At 60.5% G+C, this 22,416-nt stretch carries 21 protein-coding genes; 15 read left to right on the forward strand and 6 right to left on the reverse strand.

Features of this window, described 5'->3' with window-relative positions:
* Positions 1-113 precede the first annotated feature (113 nt).
* From RWL87_RS08410 to RWL87_RS08420, 3 genes are all read left to right on the forward strand, one after another.
* Positions 114-1,136, forward strand: a complete 1,023-nt coding sequence (locus tag RWL87_RS08410) for an iron-siderophore ABC transporter substrate-binding protein (protein ID WP_313969575.1) — start codon at positions 114-116, stop codon at positions 1,134-1,136.
* 286 nt (positions 1,137-1,422) lie between these two features.
* Positions 1,423-2,322 (forward strand): YwqG family protein, encoded by a 900-nt coding sequence (locus RWL87_RS08415; protein WP_313969576.1) that lies wholly within the window; start codon positions 1,423-1,425, stop codon positions 2,320-2,322.
* A gap of 49 nt (positions 2,323-2,371) precedes the next feature.
* Positions 2,372-3,292, forward strand: a complete 921-nt coding sequence (locus RWL87_RS08420; RefSeq protein ID WP_313969577.1) for a YwqG family protein — start codon at positions 2,372-2,374, stop codon at positions 3,290-3,292.
* Between the two features lie 95 nt (positions 3,293-3,387).
* Here RWL87_RS08420 and RWL87_RS08425 read toward each other — a convergent pair whose 3' ends face one another.
* Complete coding sequence (locus RWL87_RS08425; RefSeq protein ID WP_313969578.1) at positions 3,388-4,989, reverse strand: ATP-binding protein; 1,602 nt, start codon at positions 4,987-4,989, stop codon at positions 3,388-3,390.
* 393 nt (positions 4,990-5,382) lie between these two features.
* On the opposite strand from RWL87_RS08425, the gene RWL87_RS08430 reads away from it, so the two are divergent.
* From RWL87_RS08430 to RWL87_RS08470, 9 genes are all read left to right on the forward strand, one after another.
* On the forward strand, positions 5,383-6,846 hold the full coding sequence (locus RWL87_RS08430) for an O-acetylhomoserine aminocarboxypropyltransferase/cysteine synthase family protein (RefSeq protein ID WP_313969579.1): 1,464 nt from the start codon (positions 5,383-5,385) through the stop codon (positions 6,844-6,846).
* The gene (locus RWL87_RS08435) at positions 6,846-7,352 is read left to right on the forward strand and encodes a CoA-binding protein (protein WP_005509183.1); all 507 of its coding nucleotides are present in this window, start codon (positions 6,846-6,848) and stop codon (positions 7,350-7,352) included. Before RWL87_RS08430 ends, RWL87_RS08435 begins: the two co-directional genes overlap by 1 nt.
* 307 nt (positions 7,353-7,659) lie before the next feature.
* Entirely contained in the window at positions 7,660-8,658 is a 999-nt protein-coding gene (locus tag RWL87_RS08440; protein ID WP_313969580.1) for an Abi family protein, read from the forward strand.
* A gap of 424 nt (positions 8,659-9,082) precedes the next feature.
* Positions 9,083-10,234: a PLP-dependent aspartate aminotransferase family protein gene (locus RWL87_RS08445; RefSeq protein ID WP_012904272.1), complete on the forward strand. Its 1,152-nt coding sequence runs from the start codon at positions 9,083-9,085 to the stop codon at positions 10,232-10,234.
* Between the two features lie 309 nt (positions 10,235-10,543).
* Complete coding sequence (locus tag RWL87_RS08450) at positions 10,544-11,704, forward strand: PLP-dependent aspartate aminotransferase family protein (protein ID WP_313969581.1); 1,161 nt, start codon at positions 10,544-10,546, stop codon at positions 11,702-11,704.
* A gap of 103 nt (positions 11,705-11,807) precedes the next feature.
* Complete coding sequence (locus RWL87_RS08455) at positions 11,808-12,653, forward strand: transporter substrate-binding domain-containing protein (protein WP_313969582.1); 846 nt, start codon at positions 11,808-11,810, stop codon at positions 12,651-12,653.
* A 268-nt stretch (positions 12,654-12,921) separates the two neighbouring features.
* The gene (locus RWL87_RS08460; RefSeq protein ID WP_298698870.1) at positions 12,922-13,740 is read left to right on the forward strand and encodes a transporter substrate-binding domain-containing protein; all 819 of its coding nucleotides are present in this window, start codon (positions 12,922-12,924) and stop codon (positions 13,738-13,740) included.
* Between the two features lie 28 nt (positions 13,741-13,768).
* Entirely contained in the window at positions 13,769-14,443 is a 675-nt protein-coding gene (locus RWL87_RS08465) for an amino acid ABC transporter permease (protein WP_049327404.1), read from the forward strand.
* Positions 14,436-15,185 (forward strand): amino acid ABC transporter ATP-binding protein, encoded by a 750-nt coding sequence (locus RWL87_RS08470; RefSeq protein WP_313969583.1) that lies wholly within the window; start codon positions 14,436-14,438, stop codon positions 15,183-15,185. Before RWL87_RS08465 ends, RWL87_RS08470 begins: the two co-directional genes overlap by 8 nt.
* 83 nt (positions 15,186-15,268) lie before the next feature.
* On the opposite strand, the gene RWL87_RS08475 is transcribed toward RWL87_RS08470, so the two are convergent.
* Positions 15,269-16,072, reverse strand: a complete 804-nt coding sequence (locus RWL87_RS08475; RefSeq protein ID WP_313969584.1) for a TRIC cation channel family protein — start codon at positions 16,070-16,072, stop codon at positions 15,269-15,271.
* A gap of 501 nt (positions 16,073-16,573) precedes the next feature.
* Here RWL87_RS08475 and RWL87_RS08480 point away from each other — a divergent pair.
* Positions 16,574-17,209 carry an L-alanine-DL-glutamate epimerase gene (locus RWL87_RS08480; protein WP_313969585.1) on the forward strand — a complete coding sequence of 212 codons (636 nt, stop codon included), beginning with the start codon at positions 16,574-16,576 and terminating at the stop codon, positions 17,207-17,209.
* 139 nt (positions 17,210-17,348) lie between these two features.
* Here RWL87_RS08480 and RWL87_RS08485 read toward each other — a convergent pair whose 3' ends face one another.
* Genes RWL87_RS08485 through RWL87_RS08495 form a run of 3 tightly spaced genes read right to left on the reverse strand, consistent with a single transcriptional unit; the run spans position 17,349 to position 19,052 of the window.
* Positions 17,349-17,879, reverse strand: a complete 531-nt coding sequence (locus RWL87_RS08485; protein WP_313969586.1) for a GNAT family N-acetyltransferase — start codon at positions 17,877-17,879, stop codon at positions 17,349-17,351.
* Between the two features lie 57 nt (positions 17,880-17,936).
* Positions 17,937-18,467, reverse strand: a complete 531-nt coding sequence (locus tag RWL87_RS08490; RefSeq protein ID WP_049327399.1) for a carboxymuconolactone decarboxylase family protein — start codon at positions 18,465-18,467, stop codon at positions 17,937-17,939.
* A gap of 3 nt (positions 18,468-18,470) precedes the next feature.
* Positions 18,471-19,052, reverse strand: a complete 582-nt coding sequence (locus tag RWL87_RS08495; RefSeq protein ID WP_049354428.1) for a peroxiredoxin — start codon at positions 19,050-19,052, stop codon at positions 18,471-18,473.
* A 225-nt stretch (positions 19,053-19,277) separates the two neighbouring features.
* Between RWL87_RS08495 and RWL87_RS08500 the strand changes: the two genes are divergently transcribed.
* Positions 19,278-19,910, forward strand: coding sequence for a GNAT family N-acetyltransferase (locus tag RWL87_RS08500; RefSeq protein ID WP_313969587.1), 633 nt, complete (start codon positions 19,278-19,280; stop codon positions 19,908-19,910).
* Positions 19,911-19,960: 50 nt separating this feature from the next.
* On the opposite strand, the gene RWL87_RS08505 is transcribed toward RWL87_RS08500, so the two are convergent.
* Entirely contained in the window at positions 19,961-20,278 is a 318-nt protein-coding gene (locus RWL87_RS08505) for an acylphosphatase (protein ID WP_303976019.1), read from the reverse strand.
* Between the two features lie 284 nt (positions 20,279-20,562).
* Here RWL87_RS08505 and RWL87_RS08510 point away from each other — a divergent pair, with 284 nt between their 5' ends.
* Positions 20,563-22,134 (forward strand): DHA2 family efflux MFS transporter permease subunit, encoded by a 1,572-nt coding sequence (locus RWL87_RS08510; protein WP_313969588.1) that lies wholly within the window; start codon positions 20,563-20,565, stop codon positions 22,132-22,134.
* The last annotated feature ends 282 nt before the right edge of the window (positions 22,135-22,416 follow it).

A 22,416-nucleotide genomic window follows, 5' to 3' on the forward strand; every position in this document is an offset into this window, starting at 1 on the left:
GGTGGTGGGGGAGCGGTGTGCTCCCGTGCGGGCGGAGGGTGCTTAATGTATCAATAGATGATTATTAAGTATCGCATATGCGCATATGAGGTTATCCTAATAATATGGCAAATATGACGAACAAGATCACCCGCCGCTCCTTCGGCGCACTCGCACTCGGTTCCTTCGGTGCCCTCGCCCTGGCGGCATGCGGCTCCTCCAACACTTCCGGCTCTTCCTCCTCCGCGTCTGCTTCTGCGACCGGTAAGAAGGTTGCCCCCTCCGCACTGCCCTCCGGCATGGGCACCACCACCGTTGACGGCGAATTCCCCCGCACCGTCAAGCACTTCCGCGGTGAAACCACCATCAAATCCGCACCCTCCAAGGTCGTGATTCTCTCCACCGGTCAGCTCGACGGCGTACTCTCCCTGGGCATCGTGCCCGTCGGTGCGGCAACTGCCGGTGACGCCGACCTGGTCCCCGCCTACCTGAAGACCAAGTTCTCCGATAAGTCCGCAGAGCTCGACAAGATCGCCAAGGTCGGCAAGCGCACCGACCCGGACGTTGAGGCCATCGCAAACCTCAAGCCCGATCTGATCCTCATCAACAACACCAACAAGAAGGACGAGCTGTACGAGTCCCTCGCCAAGATTGCGCCGACCGTGGTCACCGAGGGCACCGGCATTAACTGGAAGCAGGACTTCCTGCTGATTGCCGCCGCGCTGGGTACCACCGAGAAGGCTGAGAAGCTTATGGAGGAGTACACCACCAAGGCGAAGTCGGTCGGTCAGAAGGCCGGCACCGAGAAGACCTTCTCCTTCCTGTACGCTTCCGCTGACCGCACCCGCATCTTCGCGAAGTCCTCGTTCGTGGGCTCCATCTGCGCGGATGCATCCCTGGCACGCCCCGCAGCGGCACAGGTTGAGAAGACCTCCGTGGACCTGAGTGCTGAGCAGCTTGACCAGGCTGACGCCGACTACCTGTTCTACGGTGTGCAGGGCGGCGACGAGTCCAAGCTGACCAAGGAAGCCCTGTGGAGCACCCTCAAGGCTGTTACCGAGAAACACGCACACAGCGTGGATGCCGACATGTTCTTCCTGAACGCTGGCCCGGCTGCCGCGCTCGGCGTTCTGGAAACCATTGAAAAGGCGCTCTAAGCCTTTCACGGTCTCTTGTAGAGATTCGTAGAGATTCACCGGGAAGCCCCGCATCTGTATCTCTCACGCCCCGCGCGTGAGGGTGAGGAGGCGGGGCTTTCTGTGCACTTTGCACCAGCGTTTCTGCCCGCCGGATGCACGGGTGACCTGCACAGGTGACCGAAACCGGTGCGCGCCCGCCCGAAATAGGGTCTAATGGGGGTAGAAGGCGCCGCGGTACCGTAGCCCCGCGCCTGACACACCGAACCTTCCGCACCGAATAATTCACCGACGAAACGAGCACATCATGCCGAAGAACAAGCCCTCCGAAGAGACCCTGGCGCAGGCACGCCGCGTCATTGACGCGCTCAACGAGCGTGGCGCGCGCAAACAGGCAATCCGCCTGAAGGTAACCCTCCCCGACACCCCGCTGCCGCAGACCGCCTCCAAGTTTGGTGGCCGCCCGTACCTGCCCGCCGGCGAGTCCGCACCGACCAATGAGGCGGGCGAACCGCTGGGCATGATTGCGCAGATTAACTGCGCCGACCTGCCCGAAAACGACATCTACCCCGCGACCGGCATGCTGCAGTTCTGGATTAACCCGAACGACGAAGAGTGCATGTGGGGTTACGACTACGAGAACCCGCTTTCGCAGAAGAACCACCGAGTCGTCTACTACGAGACGCTGGGTGAGCCGAACCCGGAGGCGCCGTACCCGACCGTGAACTGGGATGACTACGGCTGGCCCTTCGGACGTGACGGTAAGGGTACCGCTGAGGAGGTTGTCGAGTACGCACTTACCTTCGAGCCTTGGGAGCAGGGCTTCCTGGATGGCGGCTTCGAGATCTACGACCAGTTCGCTGACACCTGGGATGAAATGTACCCGGACCAGAAGCTGCCCGAGGAACCGAACGCACGCGGTGACGCCTCCTACAACCTACTGGAGCCCTTCGAATCGGAGGAGAGGGATTACTCGCATATCGGCGGCTACCCCTCGTTCGTGCAGAATGATCCGCGCGACGAGTTCGAGGAGTTGAGCGGCCACACCGTGAACCTGCTGACTATCGAATCGGAGTGGGGTGAGGACGCTGAGGAGGGCGTGTACGTGATGTGGGGTGATGCCGGTGCGGCGAACTGGCTGATTACTCCGGAGGCGCTTGCCGCCCGCGATTTCTCGCAGGTCGTCTTTGAGTGGGCCTGCGGCTAGACACCGTACTACTTTCACACCGCCACATCATCAATGAGGAGACCCTAAAATGTTTGACAACAAGCCGTTCGAGGAGATCGAAAAGCAGGCGAAGCACGTTATCGACCTGCTCAACCAGGAGGGCGCCCGTAAGAAGGCTATCGCTCTGAAGCCCTTTGTTCCTGCCGAACCCTTGCCGCAGACCGCATCCAAGTTTGGTGGCCGCCCGTACCTGCCCGCCGGGGAGTCTGCGCCGACCAATGAGAAGGGTGAGCCGCTGGGCATGATTGCGCAGATTAACTGCGCTGAGCTGCCCGAGAATGACATTTACCCGGCGGCCGGTATGTTGCAGTTCTGGATTAACCCGAACGATGAAGAGTGCTTGTGGGGCTTTGACTACGAGAACCCTCTTTCGCAGAAGAATCACCGTGTTGTCTACTACGAGACGTTGGGTGAGCCGAACCCGGACGCCCCGTTCCCGAACGTGGACTGGGACGAAGGCGGTTGGCCCATCGGCGGTTTCGACTGTGAGAGCGGCCCTCTCGAAATTGAGTACGGCATGACCTTTGAGGTGCGTGAGCAGGGTGTGACCGCCTCCGGCTACGACTACTACGATGTTTTTGGTGCGAAGTGGGATGAAACCTACCCGGATGAGTTGCTGCCCGAAGCGCACGAGAACCCGTATAAGAACCAGCCTCGCCGCGAAGCTCTCTACGAGTTGACGGAGCCTTTCGAATCGGAGGAAGAGTACTCCCACGTGGGCGGATACCCGTTCTTCGTGCAGAATGACCCGCGTGACGAGTTCAAGGAGCTGCGCGGCCACACCGTGAACCTGCTGACTATCGTCTCCGAATCGGAGAACGAGGAGAACGAAGACGAGGAGATTGAGATCATGTGGGGTGATGCCGGTGCGGCGAACTGGCTGATTACTCCGGAGGCGCTTGCCGCCCGCGACTTCTCGCAGGTCGTCTTTGAGTGGGCTTGCGGCTAAACGTGGTTTTGGCTGAATAGTCGAAGGGGGGAGGGAAATAGAGAATAACCGCTCTATTTCCCTCCCCTTTTTTGCGTACCTTTTATCGGGCACGTCTAAGCAGCGCGATACTTACGGTTCTTACTACGCGGCGGAGCCGTAGGAACAATCAGCTTCGCCTCCACAAGACGGCGCAGATCATTCGTAATGGAGGTACGTGAAGCGCCCCGACCCCAATGCTCTTGGATATACGCCGTGGAAACAGCCTCACCCTGTGCACGCAGGCCGCGCACAATACCAGCCTGGCGTTCGCTGAGGCCGTCAAGCGGCGCATCGGCGCCTGCCGGTTCGACGGCATCGGCTGAATGTTTGCCCGCGGCATGGGTTGCTTGCTGAGTTTTATCCTCAGGCGCGGTCTTCTGTTCCGTAGAAGATACATCCTGCGGGGGCTGTATCAGAGTGACCTGCACATAGAGTAAACGGTCAGCAAACTGGGGAGCGGGCAGACCCGCCTCCTTCAGCGCGCGCAGAACCGTGGGAATACCGGAAGCCCTATTCTCTGCAATCAAACGACCCGTACCCGGGTCGGGCAGATCAGTCAGAATGCTTGCCAAGTAGCTGTTGCGGGTTGAAGAAACACCGGGCTGACCGAAATCTCGGATAGTTACAGCACCGTAGATACCGCCCGGGCTACGCACCACCAAGCGGTTGGTGTAGAGCTCAACCTGCACCTGCGAGCCGCGCGCACCCGGCGAGTAGTCGCGGTGCATGAGGGCGTTGACCAAGAGCTCGCGGATAGCCTCCAGCGGATACTCGTAGCGCTCAACCCGCCCGATGCCGCTACTGTTGAGACCCTCCATCGTGGACGTTTTGCGCATATTACGAACCAAAACGCCCATAGCTTCATCCAACATGGAGGGGATAGGCCCGGTACAGCTGTGATTGTCCAGAAAACGTCGACCGTCCTCAGTGACCTCACCAAGCTCTTCACCGGGAAGAACAACAACGCTCATCATCAGCTGCGGGAAGAACGCCTGCGGGTATGAGCCCATGGAGAGAAGCGCCCCAAGAGTGGGCACTTCTCGGCCCTCAGAATCGATGCGTAGAATGCGTGCCTGCAGAAGAACCTCACGGTCAGAAAGCGCCGCAAAAACGCGAGGCTGCTCCTCGCGCAGGCGAGCGACATAGGCACTCACAAGGGTGGGGGAGAGGTCCTTGAAGCTTGCCTCGCTGACCAGCTCCTCGTCGTAGCGGGGCTGGCTGCGGTTCTCTAGGAGGCGGTCAATCTCGTACTTGGTGAGGCGAATATCGGCCTCGCCGACGCGCTGGTAGGAGCCGTTGTACATGCCGTGTGCTTCGATGTAGTAGGGTTTCTGCGTCGGGTCGCCGGGGAGCACGTCGATGCGCACGATACGGTGCTGCTCATCTGCCGCCTCAATCTGAATATCTACCGGGGGTCGAGGCGTGATCTTGGAGCGGATTGCCTCAACGGATGCGTCGTGGACTGCCTGTGCATTGAAACCTTCAACCGGCTGCAGACCTTCTGCCGGGTCGGTTAGGCCAAGAAGAATGGTGCCACCGTCGCCGTTGGCGAAGGCGCTAACGGTTTCAAGAACGGACTTGGGGAACCCGCCAGCTGCAGCTTTGACTTCTACCCGCCCGTTTTCAGCCTGGCTACGGCGTAGGTTTTCGATGAGTTCGGCGGTGTTTGTTTCCATGTATGCTCCCGGTGGCTACTTCTTGGTGAACGTCATAGCAACGTCATAACAGCATCATAACAATTTCTGTTATGAAGTTGTTATGATCCTGCGATGATGTTGTTATGATGCGGTATTTTCCTCGCACCTTTGAATCTTAAAAACCCCGGAATTGCAGGCTGAAACCGGGTAGTTATATCGGCGCTGATTGAGCGCGCATCATAACAACTGTCATAACAACTTCTGCTATGACGGTTGTTATGACGGCTGATATGATGCCCCGTCATAATCCGCAATAAACGACACATAGGTACCCGCACTTGGTGCACCCCGGCGCCGGTGGCACAGTATAAAGTCGAGCCACTATCGACTCCCCGCCCATCCCCGGCGGGCAGATACACCAGGAGCAAACCAATGGCTGAACACACTTTCGGCTTCCGCACCCGCGCACTACACGCGGGCGGCACCCCCGACGCTGAGCACGGTGCCCGCGCGGTCCCCATCTACCAGACCACCTCCTTCGTCTTCAAAGACGCTGACGACGCGGCGAATCTCTTCTCCCTGCAGAAGTACGGCAACATCTACTCGCGTCTGTCCAACCCCACCGTCGCCGCGCTGGAGGAGCGCATCGCCTCCCTCGAAGGCGGTATCGGTGCGGTAGCGACCGCCTCCGGCATGGCCGCCGAATTCATCACCTTCGCGGCACTCTGCCAGCAGGGCGACCACATTGTGGCTTCTTCGCAACTGTACGGCGGCACCGTCACCCAGCTGGACGTGTCCCTGCGCCGCTTCGGCATCGAGACCACCTTCGTGCCCGGCACCGACCCCGCCGACTACAAGGCGGCACTGACCGAGAACACCAAGGCAATCTACACCGAAATCGTCGCGAACCCCTCCGGTGAGGTCGCCGACCTGGAAGGCCTCGCAGAGGTCGCCCACGAGGCGGGTATCCCCCTGGTCGTGGACGCAACCCTGTCCACCCCGTACCTGATTCGTCCCCTCGAGCACGGTGCCGACATTGTCATTCACTCGGTCACCAAGTTCCTGGGCGGCCACGGCACCACCCTCGGCGGCATCGTGGTCGAGTCCGGCCGCTTCAACTGGGGTAACGGCAACTTCCCGTCCATGACCGAGCCGGTTCCCTCCTACAACGGTGTGTCCTGGTGGGGTAACTTCGGCGAGTACGGCTTCCTGACCAAGCTGCGTTCTGAGCAGCTGCGTGACTTCGGTCCGTCGCTGAGCCCGCAGGCCGCGTTCAACCTGCTGCAGGGTGTTGAGACCCTGCCGCAGCGCATGGACGCGCACCTCGCCAACGCTAAGCAGGTCGTCAACTGGCTGGTTGAGGACGCCCGCATCGCCTACGTGAACTACGCTGGCCTGCCCGACCACCCGCACCACGAGCGCGCGAAGAAGCTGCTGCCGCTGGGCGTTGGTTCCGTGTTCTCCTTCGGTGTGAAGGCGACCGAGAAGGCTTCCGGCCGCCTGGTCGGTGGCGAGTTCATTGGTGCCCTGCAGCTGGCAAGCCACCTGGCGAACATTGGTGACGCCCGCACCCTGGTTCTGCACCCGGGTTCGACCACGCACCAGCAGCTGACCGCTGAGCAGCTGAAGGCTGGCGGTGTCGGTGAGGACCTGATCCGTATTTCGGTGGGTCTGGAAGACGTTGAAGACATCATTTGGGACCTGGACCAGGCACTGACCTACGCGACCGGTCTGAACCACGCCGGTGAGCGTGTGGGCGAGTCCAGTGCAGACAAGATTGTGGAGGCTGAGGAGGCGGTTGCCGCCGCCAAGGCCGCCGAGGACGCTGCCGCCGCTGAGGCTGTTGCTGGCGCATCCTGCTCCCTGCCCGCCGCTACCACTCAGGAGGAGAAGTAATGACTGAGAAGCGTACCTGGGTGGGTCCTTCCGCCCCCGAGCGTCTGAACATTCTGCGTAATACCCGCACCATCGCGATCGTGGGTATGAGCGATAAGATTTCGCGTGCCTCCTACTTCGTGGCGACGTACCTGCAGTCGGCGTCGCCGTACAAGCTGTACTTCGTGAACCCGATTCTGGCGGCGAAGGGCAAGCTTGTGCTGGGTCAGCCGGTGTACCCGTCGCTGCAGGATTTGCCGGAGGTTCCGGATCTGGTGGAGATTTTCCGCCGTAATGAGGACCTGCCGGGCGTGGTGCAGGAGGCTGTTGATCTGGGCGCGAAGACCGTCTGGATGCAGTTGGGCTCCTGGAGTGAGGAGGCTGCCGCGATTGGTGAGGCTGCTGGCCTGAACGTGGTGATGGATAAGTGCGTGAAGATTGAGCACGCGCGTTTCCACGGTGGTCTGCACTTGGCTGGTTTCAATACGGGCGTGATTTCGTCGAAGCGTCAGGTGCTGTCGAAGTAAGCAGCCTGTGCTGTATAAGACGCTGCGGCTTGTAATTACAAAAATCAGGCGCTTGTCAGCGTGCAAGGAGGGGCGTACCCGGGGTGCTTCCCGGGCGCGCCCCTCCTTCTTTGATACTGTTGCAGTGGTATAAGCAACCAGAAGATAACCAGGGAAAACGCCCAGATTCCTTGAGAGCGTTTAGCTTCAATGTTATTGTTGTACCTAACAGTCCCCCCTCCGCCTCTGGGTTTACCTAAGCGCATCTCGAGGGGGTCCTTTTGTATGTTCGGTTCTACGGCGAACCGAAGTAAGGAGAGCAACGGCATTGCCTAAGGAATCGTGCGTATTTCTACCTTCAATAGAGGAGCAGAAGGAATACCTTGTTGCTAAGAGGTATTTTCCTCAGGGAACGACCCTGAGCGACGATGACCGAGACATGCTTGCATGCTCTAATTTCCACTATCTTCTGGGATATTTTCGTAATTACAACAAATACAAGAACGAGGGGCTTCTGCCTGAGAATCCAGACATTTCGGACGTTTTAGATATTGTGCGTATGGATGTTGCGGTCTCTTCCCTCCTGTACGGGTACATGAGGCAGAGCGAACAGGCGATTCGAGCCGCATGGGTGGATGTATTTTGCACTTACCGTAGTCCCCATGAGTACCTCAACCCGGATGCGTATATCTGCATGAGCCAGGAGAGGCCAGTAGATGCGCTCATCAAAGATATGATGCGGCACATCCTGCGATACCGTGAACCGTATGTTCGTGAGCGTATTGAGGAGTGGTGGAAATCCTGCGGAAAAGGTTCCTCTAAAACCCCTTCCGAAAACCTGGATGACTGGCAGGACATTGAGGAGCTTCGAAAGATGATGCAAAAAGAGCTTCCTCTGTGGTCTGTTGTTGATTCGTTTTCTTTGGGGCTTCTCTCCCATGCGGTGGTCCAAAGTTATGCTTCAGAAACCTCCACCGAGTCTGGAGATGCTGAAAAGCTGTTGCTCTATAAAAAGACCGCAGAGTATATGGGCGTAAATCATAAGCACTTTGAGGGTCGTCTTAAGTCTCTGACCACTTTACGAAACCGTGTAGCTCACGGTTCTCGTCTCTGGATGATGCCGACGACTGACACTTCGGCAAAGCCAAAAATTTTTGCTAAGGACCTTCGCGATGCGGATCCGAAGGGTATGTTGGTCAGCTTTGCTAACGTTGCTCTCCTGCAGGGAAACATCCGTCGGCAGAGGGAAGCCTGGAAAGCGATAAAGGCTCTAGTGGAGCAGGATGAGAGCTACTGCGTTGGCGTAGGTTCGCAGAAAATCTTCTAAAACCGGCGTCGGTCCTGCAGTTACCTTGCATTATGACGCTGGCGTACTCATGAGAGTAAGCGGAGGGGCGTACCCGGGGCGATTCCCGGGTCCGCCCCTCCTTTTTATGTGCGGCATCGCCCCTTGTGGAGGGCGGTTCAGCTTTAAGGTAAACCTACCCTTACGCTTTCGCACCGTAAGCCGGTATCCTAGTGTGGAGCCCGGCGGCCGGTACTCAGCACACACGTGTACCGACCGCCGGGTCTTTTCACGCCCGAAATATGACGAAATATATGTCTAAAATGTCGAAATATAACGCCGTTTTTCAGTCATAAAAAGTCACCCGGTCACAGAAAAGAAAAAACTAGTCAGCACCCTCAAAGAGCCCTAAGCTAACAATATATTTATCCCCGCATTTTATGCATAACCCTTAGCCGAGGACAGCATGACCGGATTCACCACGAAGGCAATTCACACCACGGACCGCGACAACCCGTACGGCTCCATCCTGCCTCCGATCTACACGACCACCACCTACGCCCAGCCCTGTGACGGCACCGAAGGCCCTTACGACTACCAGCGCGGCGGCAACCCCACCCGCGGAGCCCTCGAAACCACGCTCGCAACCCTCGAAGGCGCCAAGCACGCCTTCGCCTACCCCTCCGGAATGGGCGCCACCGCTGCCGCCCTCGGCATCCTCAAGGAAGGCGAAACCCTGCTGCTGGGTATGCCCTCCTACGGCGGCACCTACCGCTTTGCAACCATCGAACTGCCCGCCCGCGGCGTCAAGACCCGCTTCATTGGCGACTTTACTGCCCTCACCGACGAGGACTTCGCCGACAACGTGACCATGGTGTTCCTGGAGAGCCCCTCCAATCCGCTGCTGCGCGTGAGTGACATCGCCGCCATCGCCGAAATTGCCCACCGCAACGGTGCAATCGTGGTCGTCGATAACACCTTCATGACCCCGCTGCTGCAGAAGCCCCTCGACCTGGGTGCGGACATCAGCGTGCAGTCCGCCACTAAGTACCTGGGCGGCCACGCCGACCTGCTCGGAGGCGTCGCCGCAACCAACGATGACGCGCTCGCCGAGCGCCTCTGGCACCTGCAGATGATTACCGGCGCAATGCTTTCGCCCACCGATTCCTACCGCCTGCTGCAGGAGGTCAAGACCCTCAAGCTGCGCCTGACCCAGCAGCAGAAGAACACCATCGAGGTCATCAACTACCTGGAGGCGCACCCCGCCGTGAAGCGTGTGCTCTACGCGGGTTCGCACAGCGAGTACGAGGCGCAGGTGCATGCCCGCCAGGCGAACGGCCTGGGCGCGCTCATCTCCATGGAGCTGGTGGACGGCGCTGACCTGCCCGCCTTCCTCGAAGCCCTGAAGATTTTCACGCACGCGGTGAGCCTGGGCGGTATCGAGTCGCTGGTGGTTCGCCCCGCGCTCATGGTGCAGGCCGCCTACACGCAGGCGCACCGCGACGAGTACGGCGTGAGCGACAATCTCATCCGCCTTGCCATCGGTATTGAGGAGATTGAGGACATTATTGAGGACCTGGAGCGCGGCCTGACCGCAGCCCTGGCTCATCAGGCATAGTCCCTGAACATGAGGCCCCGCACGACCGTATCGCGTGATTCGAGGTGCCCCAAATACGCGGTGTAATGTCACCCATAATAATTACTCAAAATACCCGGATTAACGTATTTCTTTCAATGTAAAAGAATGTTTTTGATTCGGGTATTTTGTGCACCCTCACTGCATTTTTATATGACGTTGCGTGAACATATTAACCCCCGTGACGCGGGGTTAGAACGGCATAAAAAATGCGGGTAGGGTAAATCCCGGATACACGACGAATACCAGCTACACCCGCGTTCGGGGTAGCCCGAACGGAGGAGAATCACCATGAGCCAGCAGAACCAGCTCGAACCGACCGGTTTCACGACCCGCACCATCCACGCCGTGCACGATGCCCGCTACGATGCGTCCGTGCCGCCGGTCTATCTGGTTAGCACCTTCGGTACCGCAGGTGAGGACACCACCTACATGTACCAGCGCGGCGCGAACCCCACCCGCGATAACCTGCAGGCGACCCTCGCTGCCCTCGAGGGTGCCGAGCACGCTTATGCGTACCCCTCCGGCATGGCGGCCACCGCGGCGGCCCTCGGCGTTCTGGAGGCGGGCGACACCCTACTGCTGGGCATGCCGACCTACGGCGGCACCTACCGTTTTGCGACCACCGAGCTGACTAAGCGCGCCGTGAAGACCCGCTTCATTAGCGACTTCACGACCCTGAGCGATGAGGACTTCACCCCGGACGTGAAGGTTGTCTTCCTTGAGACCCCCACGAACCCGACCCTGCAGGTCACCGACATTGCCGCGGTTGCGGAGCTGGCGCACCGCCACGGTGCCCTGCTGATTGTGGACAACACCTTCATGACCCCGTACCTTCAGCGTCCCCTGGAGCTCGGCGCGGATATCACCGTGCAGTCTGCCACCAAGTTCCTTGCCGGCCACGCAGACCTGCTCGCCGGTGTTGCGGCGACGAACGACCCCGACCTGGCGGTTCTGCTGCACCGCGGTCAGCTCGTCAGCGGCGCGCTGCTGCCCCCGATTGACTCCTACCGCCTGCTGCAGGACGTGAAGACCCTGGCGCTGCGCCTGGAACGTCAGCAGCAGAACGCCCGCGAGATTATCGAGTTCCTCTCCGAGCGCCCCGAGGTCGAGAAGATTTTCTACGCCGGCAGCTCCTCCGAGGAACAGGCGGAGGTGCAGTCCCGCCAGGCGCGCGGCATCGGCTCCGTCTTCTCGCTGCTGCTCAAGGACGGCGGCGACGCGCAGGCCTTCGCCCGCGCCCTGCCCATCTTCGTGAACGCCGTGAGCCTGGGCGGCATCGAATCGCTCGTGAGCCTGCCCGCGCACACCACGCACGGCGCCTACGCCCAGGAGCACCGCGACGAGTTCGGTGTGGACGACCGCCTCGTGCGCCTGGCGATCGGTATCGAGGATGTTCAGGACCTCATCGCGGCCCTGGAGATTGGCCTGAAGGCCGCATTCGCCGGCTAGGTTTGTAACCCCGACTAGGCCTGTACCTCCGGTGAACGCCGCCGGTCCGTACCGCAGATTTTAGTTTTCACACCACACATCAACGTAGATTAAGGAACCAAGAATGACCGTTCTCAACACCTCCACCGTGCTGAACCGACGCTCCCTGCTACTGGGCGCGGCCCTCGCCGGAACCACCGGCCTGCTCGCCGCATGCTCCGGCGGTAACGGCTCCAGCGCAGGTAGCTCGCAGAGCGCCTCCAACCTGCTGGAGTCCATCAAGTCCGCGGGCAAGATCCGCATCGGCGTGGAGGGCACCTACCGCCCCTACACCTACCACGACGCCTCCGGTAAGCTCGCCGGCTTCGAGTACGACATCGCCGAAACCCTCGCCAAGGACCTGGGCGTGACCGCCGAGTACATCGAAACCCCCTGGGACTCGCTCATCGCAGGCGTGGACGCGGGCCGCTACGACATCGTGCTCAACAACGTGGCACCCACCGATGAACGCAAGAAGAAGTACGACTTCTCCGTACCCTACGCGCACTCCCGCGCCCGCGTGGGCGTGAAGAAGGACTCGAGCCTGAAGAACGCCTCCGAAATTTCCGGCCACACCGCCGCCCAGAGCGCCACCAGCAACTACCGCAAGCTCGTGGAGGAACGCGGCGCCACCATCATCGAGGTCACCGGCTTTGACGAGGCCATCGAGCAGGTGCTCACCGGCCGCGCCGAGCTGACCGCCAACGACTCCGTCTCCTTCGCCGAGTACTTCAAGGAGCACCCGGACGCCAACCTGCGACTGCTGGAGGGTGAGGTCGGTCCCGGCACCAACGTTGCCGTTCTGCTGCCGAAGAACCAGACCGCGCTGAAGGATGCGATTGACGCCTCCATCAAGAAGCACCTGGGCAACGGCGACTTCAAGACAATTTTCGAGAAGCACGTGGGTGAGGACCTGAGCCCCACCTCCTAAGCTTCTCGGAACAGCCTTCTCGGAGGCTCGGAAAAGCCTAGCTTTCCAGGACTTCCGACGCCGCGTCGTGGTTGATGTCTCAGCCGCTTTTCCCGCATTGATGAGAGAATATGACGGAATGTTACGTTGAATTCTCTCGGGTTGGGAATAGCTGTAGGATAGCCAGCGTTGCACCCGCAGAGAGGGGCACACCGCAGGATGCCCCGAGTAATCACAGGGTGACAACCCGCAACTACAAGAGCATCAACTACGACGCAAAGGAAGAACCATGTCCGCAATGATTAACCGCCGCACCGTCCTCGCAGGCACCGCCTTCACCGGCCTGGCAGCCCTGCTCGCCGCCTGCGGTTCCAACAGCGGTAGCGCCGCATCCAGCACCAACAAGCTGGAGGCCATCAAGTCTGCTGGTAAGATTCGCGTGGGCCTGGAGGGCACCTACCGCCCCTTCTCCTTCCACGAGTCCAACGGCACCCTGGTCGGTTTCGAGAAGGAAATCGTCGACCTGATTGCCAAGGACCTGGGCGTGACCGCCGAGTTTGTCGAGACCCCCTGGGATTCGCTGATTGCCGGTGTGGACGCTGACCGCTACGACATCGTCATTAACAACGTCTCCGCAACCGACGAGCGCAAGCAGAAGTACGACTTCTCCGTACCCTACCTGTACTCCGAGCCGAAGGTCGCCGTGAAGAAGGACTCCTCCCTGCAGAACGTGAGCGAGATTTCCGGCCACTCCTCGGCGCAGTCTGAAACCTCGAACTTCCGCAAGATGGTGGAGGCGAAGGGCGCCTCGATCGTGGTTGTTTCCGGCTTCGACGAGGCTATCGAGCAGGTCCTCTCGGGCCGCGCCGAGATGACCGCGAACGACTCCGTGTCCTTCGCTGAGTACCTCAAGGAGCACCCGGACGCTAACCTGCGCCTGCTCTCCGGCGACCTGGGCACCGGCAGCAACTCCTCCATCCTGATGGCTAAGGGCCAGGACGCCCTGCGCAACGCTATCGACGAGTCGCTGAAGAAGCACCTGGGCAACGGCGACATCAAGGCGATTTACGAAAAGTACGTGGGCGAAGACCTCTCCCCGAAGAACTAACACTCTTATAAGGAGCTGAGTTCCGCGCATGGAACGCTACCTCAACCTCTGGGCAGAATCACTGCCGCAGCTGCTGGCCTCAACGGTGGCAGTGACCATTCCGCTATCGCTCATCTCCTTCGTGCTGGCGCTGCTGGTGGGCATCGTGTCCGCCGGCGCGCGCACGAGCCGCTTTGCGCCGGTGAACTGGCTGGCGTGGCTGTACATCTGGATTTTCCGTGGCACCCCGCTGCTGGTTCAGCTGTTCATTGTCTTCTACGGCCTGCCGAAGGTCGGTATCGCCCTGGACGTGTGGAGTGCCGCCATCATCACGATGAGCCTGCACACCGGCGCGTACGTGGCTGAGACTTTCCGTTCCGCCGTGGCGGCTATCCCCGGCGGCCAGTTCGAGGCGGCAGCGACCCTGAACTTCACCCGCCTGCAGACCCTGCGCTACGTCGTGATTCCGCAGGCGGTGCGCATTGCACTGCCGAACCTGGGCAACAACTTCATCGATCTGATTAAGGGCACCTCGCTGGTGTCGGTCATCTCGATGGTTGACCTGTTCCAGACCGGTAAGCAGATCGCTTCGCGCACCTTCGAGCCGCTGGCAATGTACTCTGAGGTCGCCATTATTTACCTGGTGATTTTCACCCTGCTGACCGCCGCACAGTCGGCGCTGGAGAAGTACAGCAACCGTTACGTAAGGAGCCGCAATGCTTAGCGTGGAATCCCTCTCGAAGAGCTTCGGCGAGACGCAGGTTCTCAAGAACATTAGCCTGGGCATCCCCAGCGGCGAGACCACCGTCATTCTGGGCCCCTCCGGTAGCGGCAAGTCGACTCTGCTGCGCTGCCTGAACCTGCTGGAAACCCCGCAGTCCGGCACGCTCACCATCGACGACGCGCAGGTGGACTACAGCCAGAAGCTCACCGACGCGCAGGTGCGTGATATTCGCTCCCGCTCGGCGATGGTGTTCCAGCAGTTCAACCTGTTCCCGAACTACACGGCGCTGAAGAACGTGGCGCTCGCCCCGACCCTCAACGGCACCCTGGACGCCAAGCAGGCTGAGGAACGCGCCCGCGAGCTGCTCGCCAAGGTGGGCCTAGCCGATAAGACCGGCTCCTACCCGGAGTCGCTCTCGGGCGGCCAGCAGCAGCGCGTGGCGATTGCCCGCGCCCTGGCACTGGAACCGGCATACCTGCTCTTCGACGAGCCGACGAGCGCCCTGGACCCCGAGCTGGAGGCCGAGGTGATTCGCGTGCTCATGCAGCTGGCGAAGGAGGGCCGCTCCCTGGTCATCGTGACGCACAATATGGCGTTTGCGAAGAAGGTTGCGGACCGCATCGTGTTCCTGGAGAACGGTACCCTGCGCTATAACGGTGAGCCGACCGGTTTCTTCGCCTCGGACGATGAGCGCATCCGCAAGTTCTTGACGGTGTACGACAGCACCGAGTACACGATTTAACCGCATACTGTAGCTAAGGCTACACAGCAGAAGGATGGGCCGGTCTCCTACAAGGGAGACCGACCCATCCTTCTTACTCTTTTCTAATCCTTCTTGGGTTTCGCCTGGGACTTCGCGCGGCGGTACTCGTCCAGCTGCTCGGGGCTGACCACCTGCAGCTGGTCGGTGAGCGGGTCACCCGGCGACCAGCCCTCGTTGTGCACCGCGCTCTCTTCACGGTTGAAGAACGTGAGAATGCGCGGGCGGTGCACCCGCAGACCGCCCGGGGTGGTGGGCAGCTGCCAATTCTTCGTGTGGGAGAGTACGCCCAACACCAGGCACAGGATGATGGACAGTGCCATCGCCAGGTTCGGGCGGTGGAACAGGCCGGTTACGAGGGCGGTTTCTGCGGCACCGAATAGGGCGACGGTCGCGTACAGGGAGTTGCCGCCAAAGATTGCGGGGATACGGTTGACCATAATGTCACGGATTAGACCGCCACCCACTGCGGTGGTGATACCCAGCGCGATAGCCGGCAGCCAGTGCAGACCCAGGTTCAGGGACTTGATGGTGCCGGTTGCCGCCCAACATCCCATGCCCACGAAGTCCACGACGAGCAGGGTGCGGGTCGCCCAGCGGGCACTCAAATCAATGCTGTACGCCAGAATGGACGAACCAATCGCACCAATCCAGTAGCCGCCGTCCGTAAGCGCCACGGGCAGGCCCGAGTTCAGCAGCACGTCACGGATCATGCCGCCGCCCATACCGCAGGCAATAGCGAGCAGCAGGAAGCCCACAATGTCGAACCGGAAGGCGCGCGCCACAGCACCGCCGAGCAGGCCGTTAGCAACAACGGCGGCAATGTCGACGATGCGGAATACCTGGTCAGGGTCAAAGAGCTCGTGCATGGGCGTTCTCCTGCATATGTGGTATGGGTGTCTGCGTTTGGGTGCCCGCGAGGGGGCACCTGAGGGGGTATCGGAGTGCCTGTGGGGGAGGGGCGCACGGGGTCGGGTGACGACGTTATCACCGCATCCGGCTCTGTCAGCCTGTGCTCGCACCTGATATGGCACCGATTTATTGTAGACCCGCCGCCGCTCCTACTCCTATTTGAAAGGTGCTCATGACGAGCTCTGAGACGGAACCAAGAAGCCTGTGGACGTGCTAAAAGATGGGCGTAGAATGAGTGAATCTCCACCCCCAATGCTGTCATGATTGTTTTTGCGCTTGGCGCCACATGGTGTGCCATTGCCGGCGCGGCGCTGTCGGCGCTCATGGTGTGGTTGCCCTCGCGCAGCCGAAACGCTCGCTAAGCTGGAGCTAGACGAATACTGAAGGCCTGTGGCCCGGTCGTTTGATAGACCGGGCCACAGGCATACGGAATAGTGCACGAAGTGAAAGGAGCCACCGTGGCGGTATCTCGCGACGAAATTTTCGGGGTCCTGCAGGGGGTTATACCCCGTCTGGAGGAGGCGCTTCCCGGCTGGTCGGTGCGCCCCAATATTACGGGGACCGGTGCGGTGGGGCTCTACCTGGACGGTCCCGATCTGCCCCTGGCCGGCGTGAACGCCGAGGGTGAGCTGGTCGCCCGACACCTGTGTGGCACGATTCAGACCGCCGACCGCGGCCTGCCGCAGGAGCTGGGGCAGGTGCGTTACCAGTACATCCTGGGCGTGAGCGTGGCCGAGCACGAGAGCGAGTACCCCGAATTGGACGACCTGGCGAGTGTGGGGGAGCCGAGCTGGGTTCCCGCGCTGAGGGCCCTGGAGGCTCTGGTGGAGTCCGAAGGGCGTGAGGCGCTGTTCATCAGCCACGGCGGGTACGTGCCCGGTCGCCGCGCCCTGGGTAAGCGCCGCGTGGCGCTACGCCGCGAGTTCTTTCCGGGTAAGCCCTGGCTGGGGTTGGGCACGATTGACTGGTGCGCAGGTGTGCGCTCGACCCCGGTGTACGCCGAGGGCTTGGCGGCTCTGGTTGCCGCGGCGACGCGCCTGGCGAGTAGCTGGGATGCCGCCCTGCGCACTGGCTCTGCGGACAGCCAAAAGTAGTTAAAACAAAGCGGCGCATCCGACCCGAAAAGGGAAGGATGCGCCGCTTCTGTGTAAGCTCTAACGCTTAGTGGGTTTAGCCCAGTGGCTCAGCCAGCTCGAACGAGTCAAGCCGTATCAAGCCGCATGCGATATTGCCTTATCGATAGCATGCAAGGGTGATGCATCCTGCTACCTCTACGGGGGCGTAACCGTAGCGTTTGTAGAGCGCAACGACGTGCTCACTAGCGGTGTCGGTAGTAATGAGTCGCTGTCGAATGTCTTCTCGGTCAAAGTCATCAATGACACGCTTTAGAAGCGCAGAACCAACGCCCTGACGCTGGGCATGCGGATGTACTAGGAGGTCCTGAATGTAGGCGATAGATTGACCGTCCCCGACGGCGCGGACTAGCCCGATGAGCCGTCCCGTTCCTTCAGGCCTTGCCTCTCGTGCGGTGTATAGATACCGCGACCCTTCCAACATCGGGATGAGGCGTTCGGGTGTTTTGGTATAGGCACTCCAGCCCACAGAATCGTAAAGCTCAGCGAGTTCTTCCACGCTGGGTAGGGGGCTGGTGGAGTCCAAAATACAGTACCGCATACAGGCATTGTATAGCGCCAAATCGGGGGAGTTAGGAAGCTGCCGCCCAACACGTTGCAGGGCTTGACGCGCATAAAGGAAGCGGCGCATCCGACCCGTGATGGGTGGATGCGCCGCTTTGTTTCAAGCTCTAACGCTTAGTGGGTTTTAGCCCAGTGCCTCAGCCAGCTGAATGCCCTGTGCCACGCCACCGAGGGTTGCAGCAATACGGATCAGGTCGTTGACCTGCTCCTTGGTTGCGCCCTCTTCACGCAGGGTGTGCTCGTGAGCCTCAACGCAGTGGGAGCAGCCGTTGACTGCGGACACTGCCAGTGCGAACATTTCGAAGTCCAGCTTCTCAATGCCACCGTTCTTACCGATGATCTGCATGCGCAGGTTTGCGCGCTGGTCATCGTATGCACCGTTCAGGAAGCCACGGGTGCGGTAGAAGATGTTGTTCATGCCCATGATGGATGCAGCACCCAGAGCAGCCTCGTAAGCGGTGTCGCTCAGGTGCTCCTTAGCCTCTGCAGCAATCTCAACAACAACAGAGTCAACCTTGGTTGCTGCTGCGGTTGCGAGGATTGCGCCCCAGAGCTGCTGCTCGGACAGGGAGGTGATGCGGGGCAGGGAGGACAGGTTGAGGTTCATGTCCTTCGCGTAGGAAGGCAGAGCCGAACGCAGGTTATCGATGCTCATGGATTACTTCATCTCCTTGAATGCGTCGATGGTTGCTGCACCCTTCTTCCAGTTGCATGCGCACAGCTCGTCGGACTGCAGTGCGTCCAGCTGGCGGAGCACCTCGTCGGTGTTACGGCCGACGGAGTCAGCGGTAATGGAGACCGACTGGATGGTGTTGTGGGGGTCGATGATGAAGGTTGCGCGGTCTGCAACGCCGTCCTTGTTCAGGATGCCCAGTGCGCTGGTCAGCTCACGCTTGAGGTCGGATGCCATGACGATGGGCAGGTCCACGAGCTCCTCGTGGGAACGGCGCCATGCGTAGTGGGTGTACTCGTTGTCGACGGAAACGCCGATGACCTGGCAGTCGCGTGCCTCGAACTCGTCAGCGAGCTTACCGAATGCTGCGATTTCGGTGGGGCACACGAAGGTGAAGTCCTTCGGCCAGAAGAAGACGACGCGCCAGGTGTCTTCGTCCAGACCCTCGGAGGAGACGGTGGTGAAGTAGTCTTCGGGCTTGGTTGCTTCGATGTCAGCCAGCTTACCGGGGACAACGCCGGTGAGCTCGTATGCGGGGAACTGGTCGCCGATGGTCAGAACTGCCATGGTGTTCTTCTTTCTACTTCGTGCCGCGCGGATTCGTTGCGCGGCGCTTGTTCTAGTGATGCCCAGTGGGCGGGCTTGATACCTATTTTATTATGAATAATTCATAATAATCAAGTGATGGCGGCTGAAAACGCGAGTATTAAGTCGTGATTTGCGTCACCTAATATTCTGGGATGTTCACAAAAGCTTTTTCGGCGCACAAAGCCGAGGGTTTAAGCTCGAATCATGACCCCCGAACACAGCGACTTTTCTGAGCACAGCGAACACACAGAGCCCAACCAGCCCGAACTCATCACCGAGCGCCTCACCCTACGCCACATGCGCGAGGCGGATATCCCCGACATCGTGGAATCCTGCCGCGACCCGCAGATGGTCCGCTTCACCCGTGTACCGCTGAACTACACGCGCGCCGACGCCGAAGACTCCCTACTCACCACCGCACGCCAGATTGCCGCCGGAAAAATCCAGCGTTGGGCGATTGACGCCTCCGGCGTGTTCGCGGGGAGTATCGAACTGCGCCTGCCCGATGGCACCCCCGAAAGCCCCGGAACCCGCGCCGAACTGGGCTACTATACCGCCCCCAAAGCGCGCGGCAAGGGCTATATGACCGAGGCGCTGCGAGCCGTCCTCGGCTACGCTTTCGACCCGCTCGGGCTGGGTCTGGAGACCGTCCGCTGGACCGCCCTGGCGGGTAACGAGCCCTCCGAGAAGGTGGCGGTTAAGGCGGGTTTCACCGGCATCTACGACGATATTGACCCGAGCTCCGGCCGCCCCGACGAGAACGGCCACCCGGTGCAGCATCGGGTGCGCCGCGCCGATATGACCCGCGCGCAGTTCGCGGCGCTCTGGTCGGATTAGCTCTGGTCTAAATAGCTCCGGTCTGGCTAGGTTGGGCTCGCTGGGCTGCACTACCTGATGCCGAAGCCGCGGAACGAGCCGGCCGGCTCCTCCCACTCAACGAGCACCTCATCCACGCGGCCCGCGGTGTCGTCACCGCGCAGCACATCGACCAGGCGAGCGCAGGAGGCGGCGGTACCTTCCGCAACGACTTTCACGCGCCCGTCGTCGAGGTTTTCGGCGTACCCGGTCAGGCCCATGGGTTTGGCGGTTCCGGCGCACCACCAGCGGAAGCCCACGCCCTGCACTTTGCCACTGACGAAGGCGACGAGGCGGATTTCGGCGGGTTCTGCCGGGGTGCGGTCGGTGAAGAAATCAAAGAAACCCATGGGTCCTCCCGGGGTCGTCTCGTTGAGGGTGGTTTGATGGGGGCGCGCCAGCATTGGCGGCGCCCGGATTAGCTTTATAGCTTCAGTCTAGTGGGTTCAGAGTGCTTCGGGGTGGCATCAGGGCGCCTGTTGCCCGGTTGCCGCGCGCACGCGTCGTGAACAGCTGAATTAGGGTAGAGCAACCGGAGCCGCACCCACAAGGGGAGTAAGATGGGGTGATATTTACTTAGCGGCAACGCTGAACACGCAGACTGTACCCGCAACGCTCATCCACTGGAGGATCATTGAGTTCCCGCCCCAAGAAAGAGCCCCTCGTCGGCAACCCGGCGAAGACACCCTACAAGCCCTGGCCCGCTCTCTGGTCCCTCGTCGTTGGCTTCTTCATGATCCTGGTGGACGGCAGTATTGTCACCATCGCCCTGCCGCAGATGCTGCAGGATCTGGAGGCATCCCTGTCGGCGGGTATGTGGGTGACGAGCGCCTACCTGCTGGCGTATGCGGTGCCACTGCTCATTACCGGTCGTATGGGCGACCGCTTCGGCCAGAAGAACCTGTACATGATCGGTATGGCTATTTTTACTGCCGCTTCCCTGTGGTGCGGTCTGGCGCCAAACGTTGAGTCGCTGATTACTGCCCGCGTGGTGCAGGGCCTGGGTGCGTCGCTGATGACCCCGCAGACCATGTCTCTGATTACGCTGATGTTCCCGCCGAATGCGCGCGGTGTCGCCATGAGCATTTGGGGTGCGACGGCGGGTATTGCCTCGCTGGTTGGCCCGATTCTGGGCGGCGTGCTGGTGGATGCCCTCAGCTGGGGCTGGATTTTCTTCATCAACATTCCGGTCGGTCTGATTGGTTTGTTCCTGGCGTGGCGTAACGTGCCGGTGTTTGAGCAGAAGAAGCACAGCTTCGACTGGCTGGGTGTGGTGCTTTCGGCGGTCGGTCTGTTCCTGCTGGTTTTCGGTATTCAGGAAGGTGCTAGCTACGACTGGGGCACCATTACTGATTCGTTCATGGGTACCGGTATTGCGGTGAGCGTGTGGGGTCTGATTATTGCCGGCATTCTGGTACTGGGCCTGTTCATCGGTTGGCAGGCTATTAATCCGCGTGAGCCGCTGGTTCCGCTGAGCCTGTTCAGTGACCGTAACTTCTCCGTGTCGAATGTGGCTATTTCCGCTATGGGCGTGGTCGCTATCAGTATGGCGTTCCCACTGACCCTGTACCTGCAGCAGGTGGAGGGCCTGAACCCGACTGAGGCTGCGCTGATGACTGCGCCGCTGGCTTTGTCGTCGGGTGTGTTGGCGCCGGTGGTGGGTGCGCGTCTGGACCGTAATGACCCGAAGTGGATTGCGGTGATTGGCTTTGTGCTGTTCGTGATTGGTTTTGCTCTGCTCCGCCCGACAATGGTCGCGGACGGCAACCTGTGGCTGATGGTTGGTCCGATGATTATTCTGGGCGCGGCGAACTCTTGCATTTGGGGTCCGCTGTCGGTGTCTGCGACCCGTAACCTGCCGCCGCAGCGTGCCGGTGCCGGTTCGGGCGTGTACAACGAGACCCGCCAGATGGCGTCGGTGCTCGGTTCGGCTGCGATTACGACGATTATGGCTTCTGCGATTACCTCGCACCTGTCCGCGTTGGGTCCGGCTGCTGCAGCAGGCGGTGGTTCTCACGGCGGTGCTGCTGGAGGCGTGCTTCCGCAGGTCCTGCGTGAACCCTACGCGGCGGCAATGGCTGATTCCATGATGCTGCCCCTGGTCGCCGCGGCAGTGGGCGCAGTCGTGTGCCTGTTCTACGCCTCCATGAAGACCTCCGAGGCGAAGGGCGCCGCACAGAACGCTGAGGTGGAGGCCACTAAGTAGAAGGCTTATCAGAGCGCTTTACGTCATAAACGGTGCATAACTTGAGATGCGGTGCAAATACCGGGACAAACTAGATGCACTCTGTGTATGATGAGGCGGGTCACCGTCGAACAGAAGAGAACTAAGAACGGTTCCTTTGCCTCCACCGGAGGGTTCGGCAGTGACCCGCTGTCTTTTAAACGCCGTACTCACTTGCGGCATACCGGTTACATGCTGGCGGCAGCGACATATATGACCACTGAACCACGCGGTAGCCGCCTGACACTCACCATAAAACCGGAC

Origin of the sequence: uncultured Rothia sp. (assembly GCF_963555405.1) — a bacterium.
Lineage (GTDB): Bacteria > Actinomycetota > Actinomycetes > Actinomycetales > Micrococcaceae > Rothia.

What these genes read in the sequence shown, in the direction of transcription:
- RWL87_RS08410 (WP_313969575.1), top strand. Translation starts at nt 114, where the DNA reads ATGACGAACAAGATCACCCGCCGCTCCTTCGGCGCACTCGCACTCGGT.
- RWL87_RS08415 (WP_313969576.1), top strand. Translation starts at nt 1,423, where the DNA reads ATGCCGAAGAACAAGCCCTCCGAAGAGACCCTGGCGCAGGCACGCCGC.
- RWL87_RS08420 (WP_313969577.1), top strand. Translation starts at nt 2,372, where the DNA reads ATGTTTGACAACAAGCCGTTCGAGGAGATCGAAAAGCAGGCGAAGCAC.
- RWL87_RS08425 (WP_313969578.1), bottom strand. Translation starts at nt 4,989, where the DNA reads ATGGAAACAAACACCGCCGAACTCATCGAAAACCTACGCCGTAGCCAG.
- RWL87_RS08430 (WP_313969579.1), top strand. Translation starts at nt 5,383, where the DNA reads ATGGCTGAACACACTTTCGGCTTCCGCACCCGCGCACTACACGCGGGC.
- RWL87_RS08435 (WP_005509183.1), top strand. Translation starts at nt 6,846, where the DNA reads ATGACTGAGAAGCGTACCTGGGTGGGTCCTTCCGCCCCCGAGCGTCTG.
- RWL87_RS08445 (WP_012904272.1), top strand. Translation starts at nt 9,083, where the DNA reads ATGACCGGATTCACCACGAAGGCAATTCACACCACGGACCGCGACAAC.
- RWL87_RS08450 (WP_313969581.1), top strand. Translation starts at nt 10,544, where the DNA reads ATGAGCCAGCAGAACCAGCTCGAACCGACCGGTTTCACGACCCGCACC.
- RWL87_RS08455 (WP_313969582.1), top strand. Translation starts at nt 11,808, where the DNA reads ATGACCGTTCTCAACACCTCCACCGTGCTGAACCGACGCTCCCTGCTA.
- RWL87_RS08460 (WP_298698870.1), top strand. Translation starts at nt 12,922, where the DNA reads ATGTCCGCAATGATTAACCGCCGCACCGTCCTCGCAGGCACCGCCTTC.
- RWL87_RS08465 (WP_049327404.1), top strand. Translation starts at nt 13,769, where the DNA reads ATGGAACGCTACCTCAACCTCTGGGCAGAATCACTGCCGCAGCTGCTG.
- RWL87_RS08470 (WP_313969583.1), top strand. Translation starts at nt 14,436, where the DNA reads ATGCTTAGCGTGGAATCCCTCTCGAAGAGCTTCGGCGAGACGCAGGTT.
- RWL87_RS08475 (WP_313969584.1), bottom strand. Translation starts at nt 16,072, where the DNA reads ATGCACGAGCTCTTTGACCCTGACCAGGTATTCCGCATCGTCGACATT.
- RWL87_RS08485 (WP_313969586.1), bottom strand. Translation starts at nt 17,879, where the DNA reads ATGCGCCGCTTCCTTTATGCGCGTCAAGCCCTGCAACGTGTTGGGCGG.
- RWL87_RS08490 (WP_049327399.1), bottom strand. Translation starts at nt 18,467, where the DNA reads ATGAGCATCGATAACCTGCGTTCGGCTCTGCCTTCCTACGCGAAGGAC.
- RWL87_RS08495 (WP_049354428.1), bottom strand. Translation starts at nt 19,052, where the DNA reads ATGGCAGTTCTGACCATCGGCGACCAGTTCCCCGCATACGAGCTCACC.
- RWL87_RS08500 (WP_313969587.1), top strand. Translation starts at nt 19,278, where the DNA reads ATGACCCCCGAACACAGCGACTTTTCTGAGCACAGCGAACACACAGAG.
- RWL87_RS08505 (WP_303976019.1), bottom strand. Translation starts at nt 20,278, where the DNA reads ATGGGTTTCTTTGATTTCTTCACCGACCGCACCCCGGCAGAACCCGCC.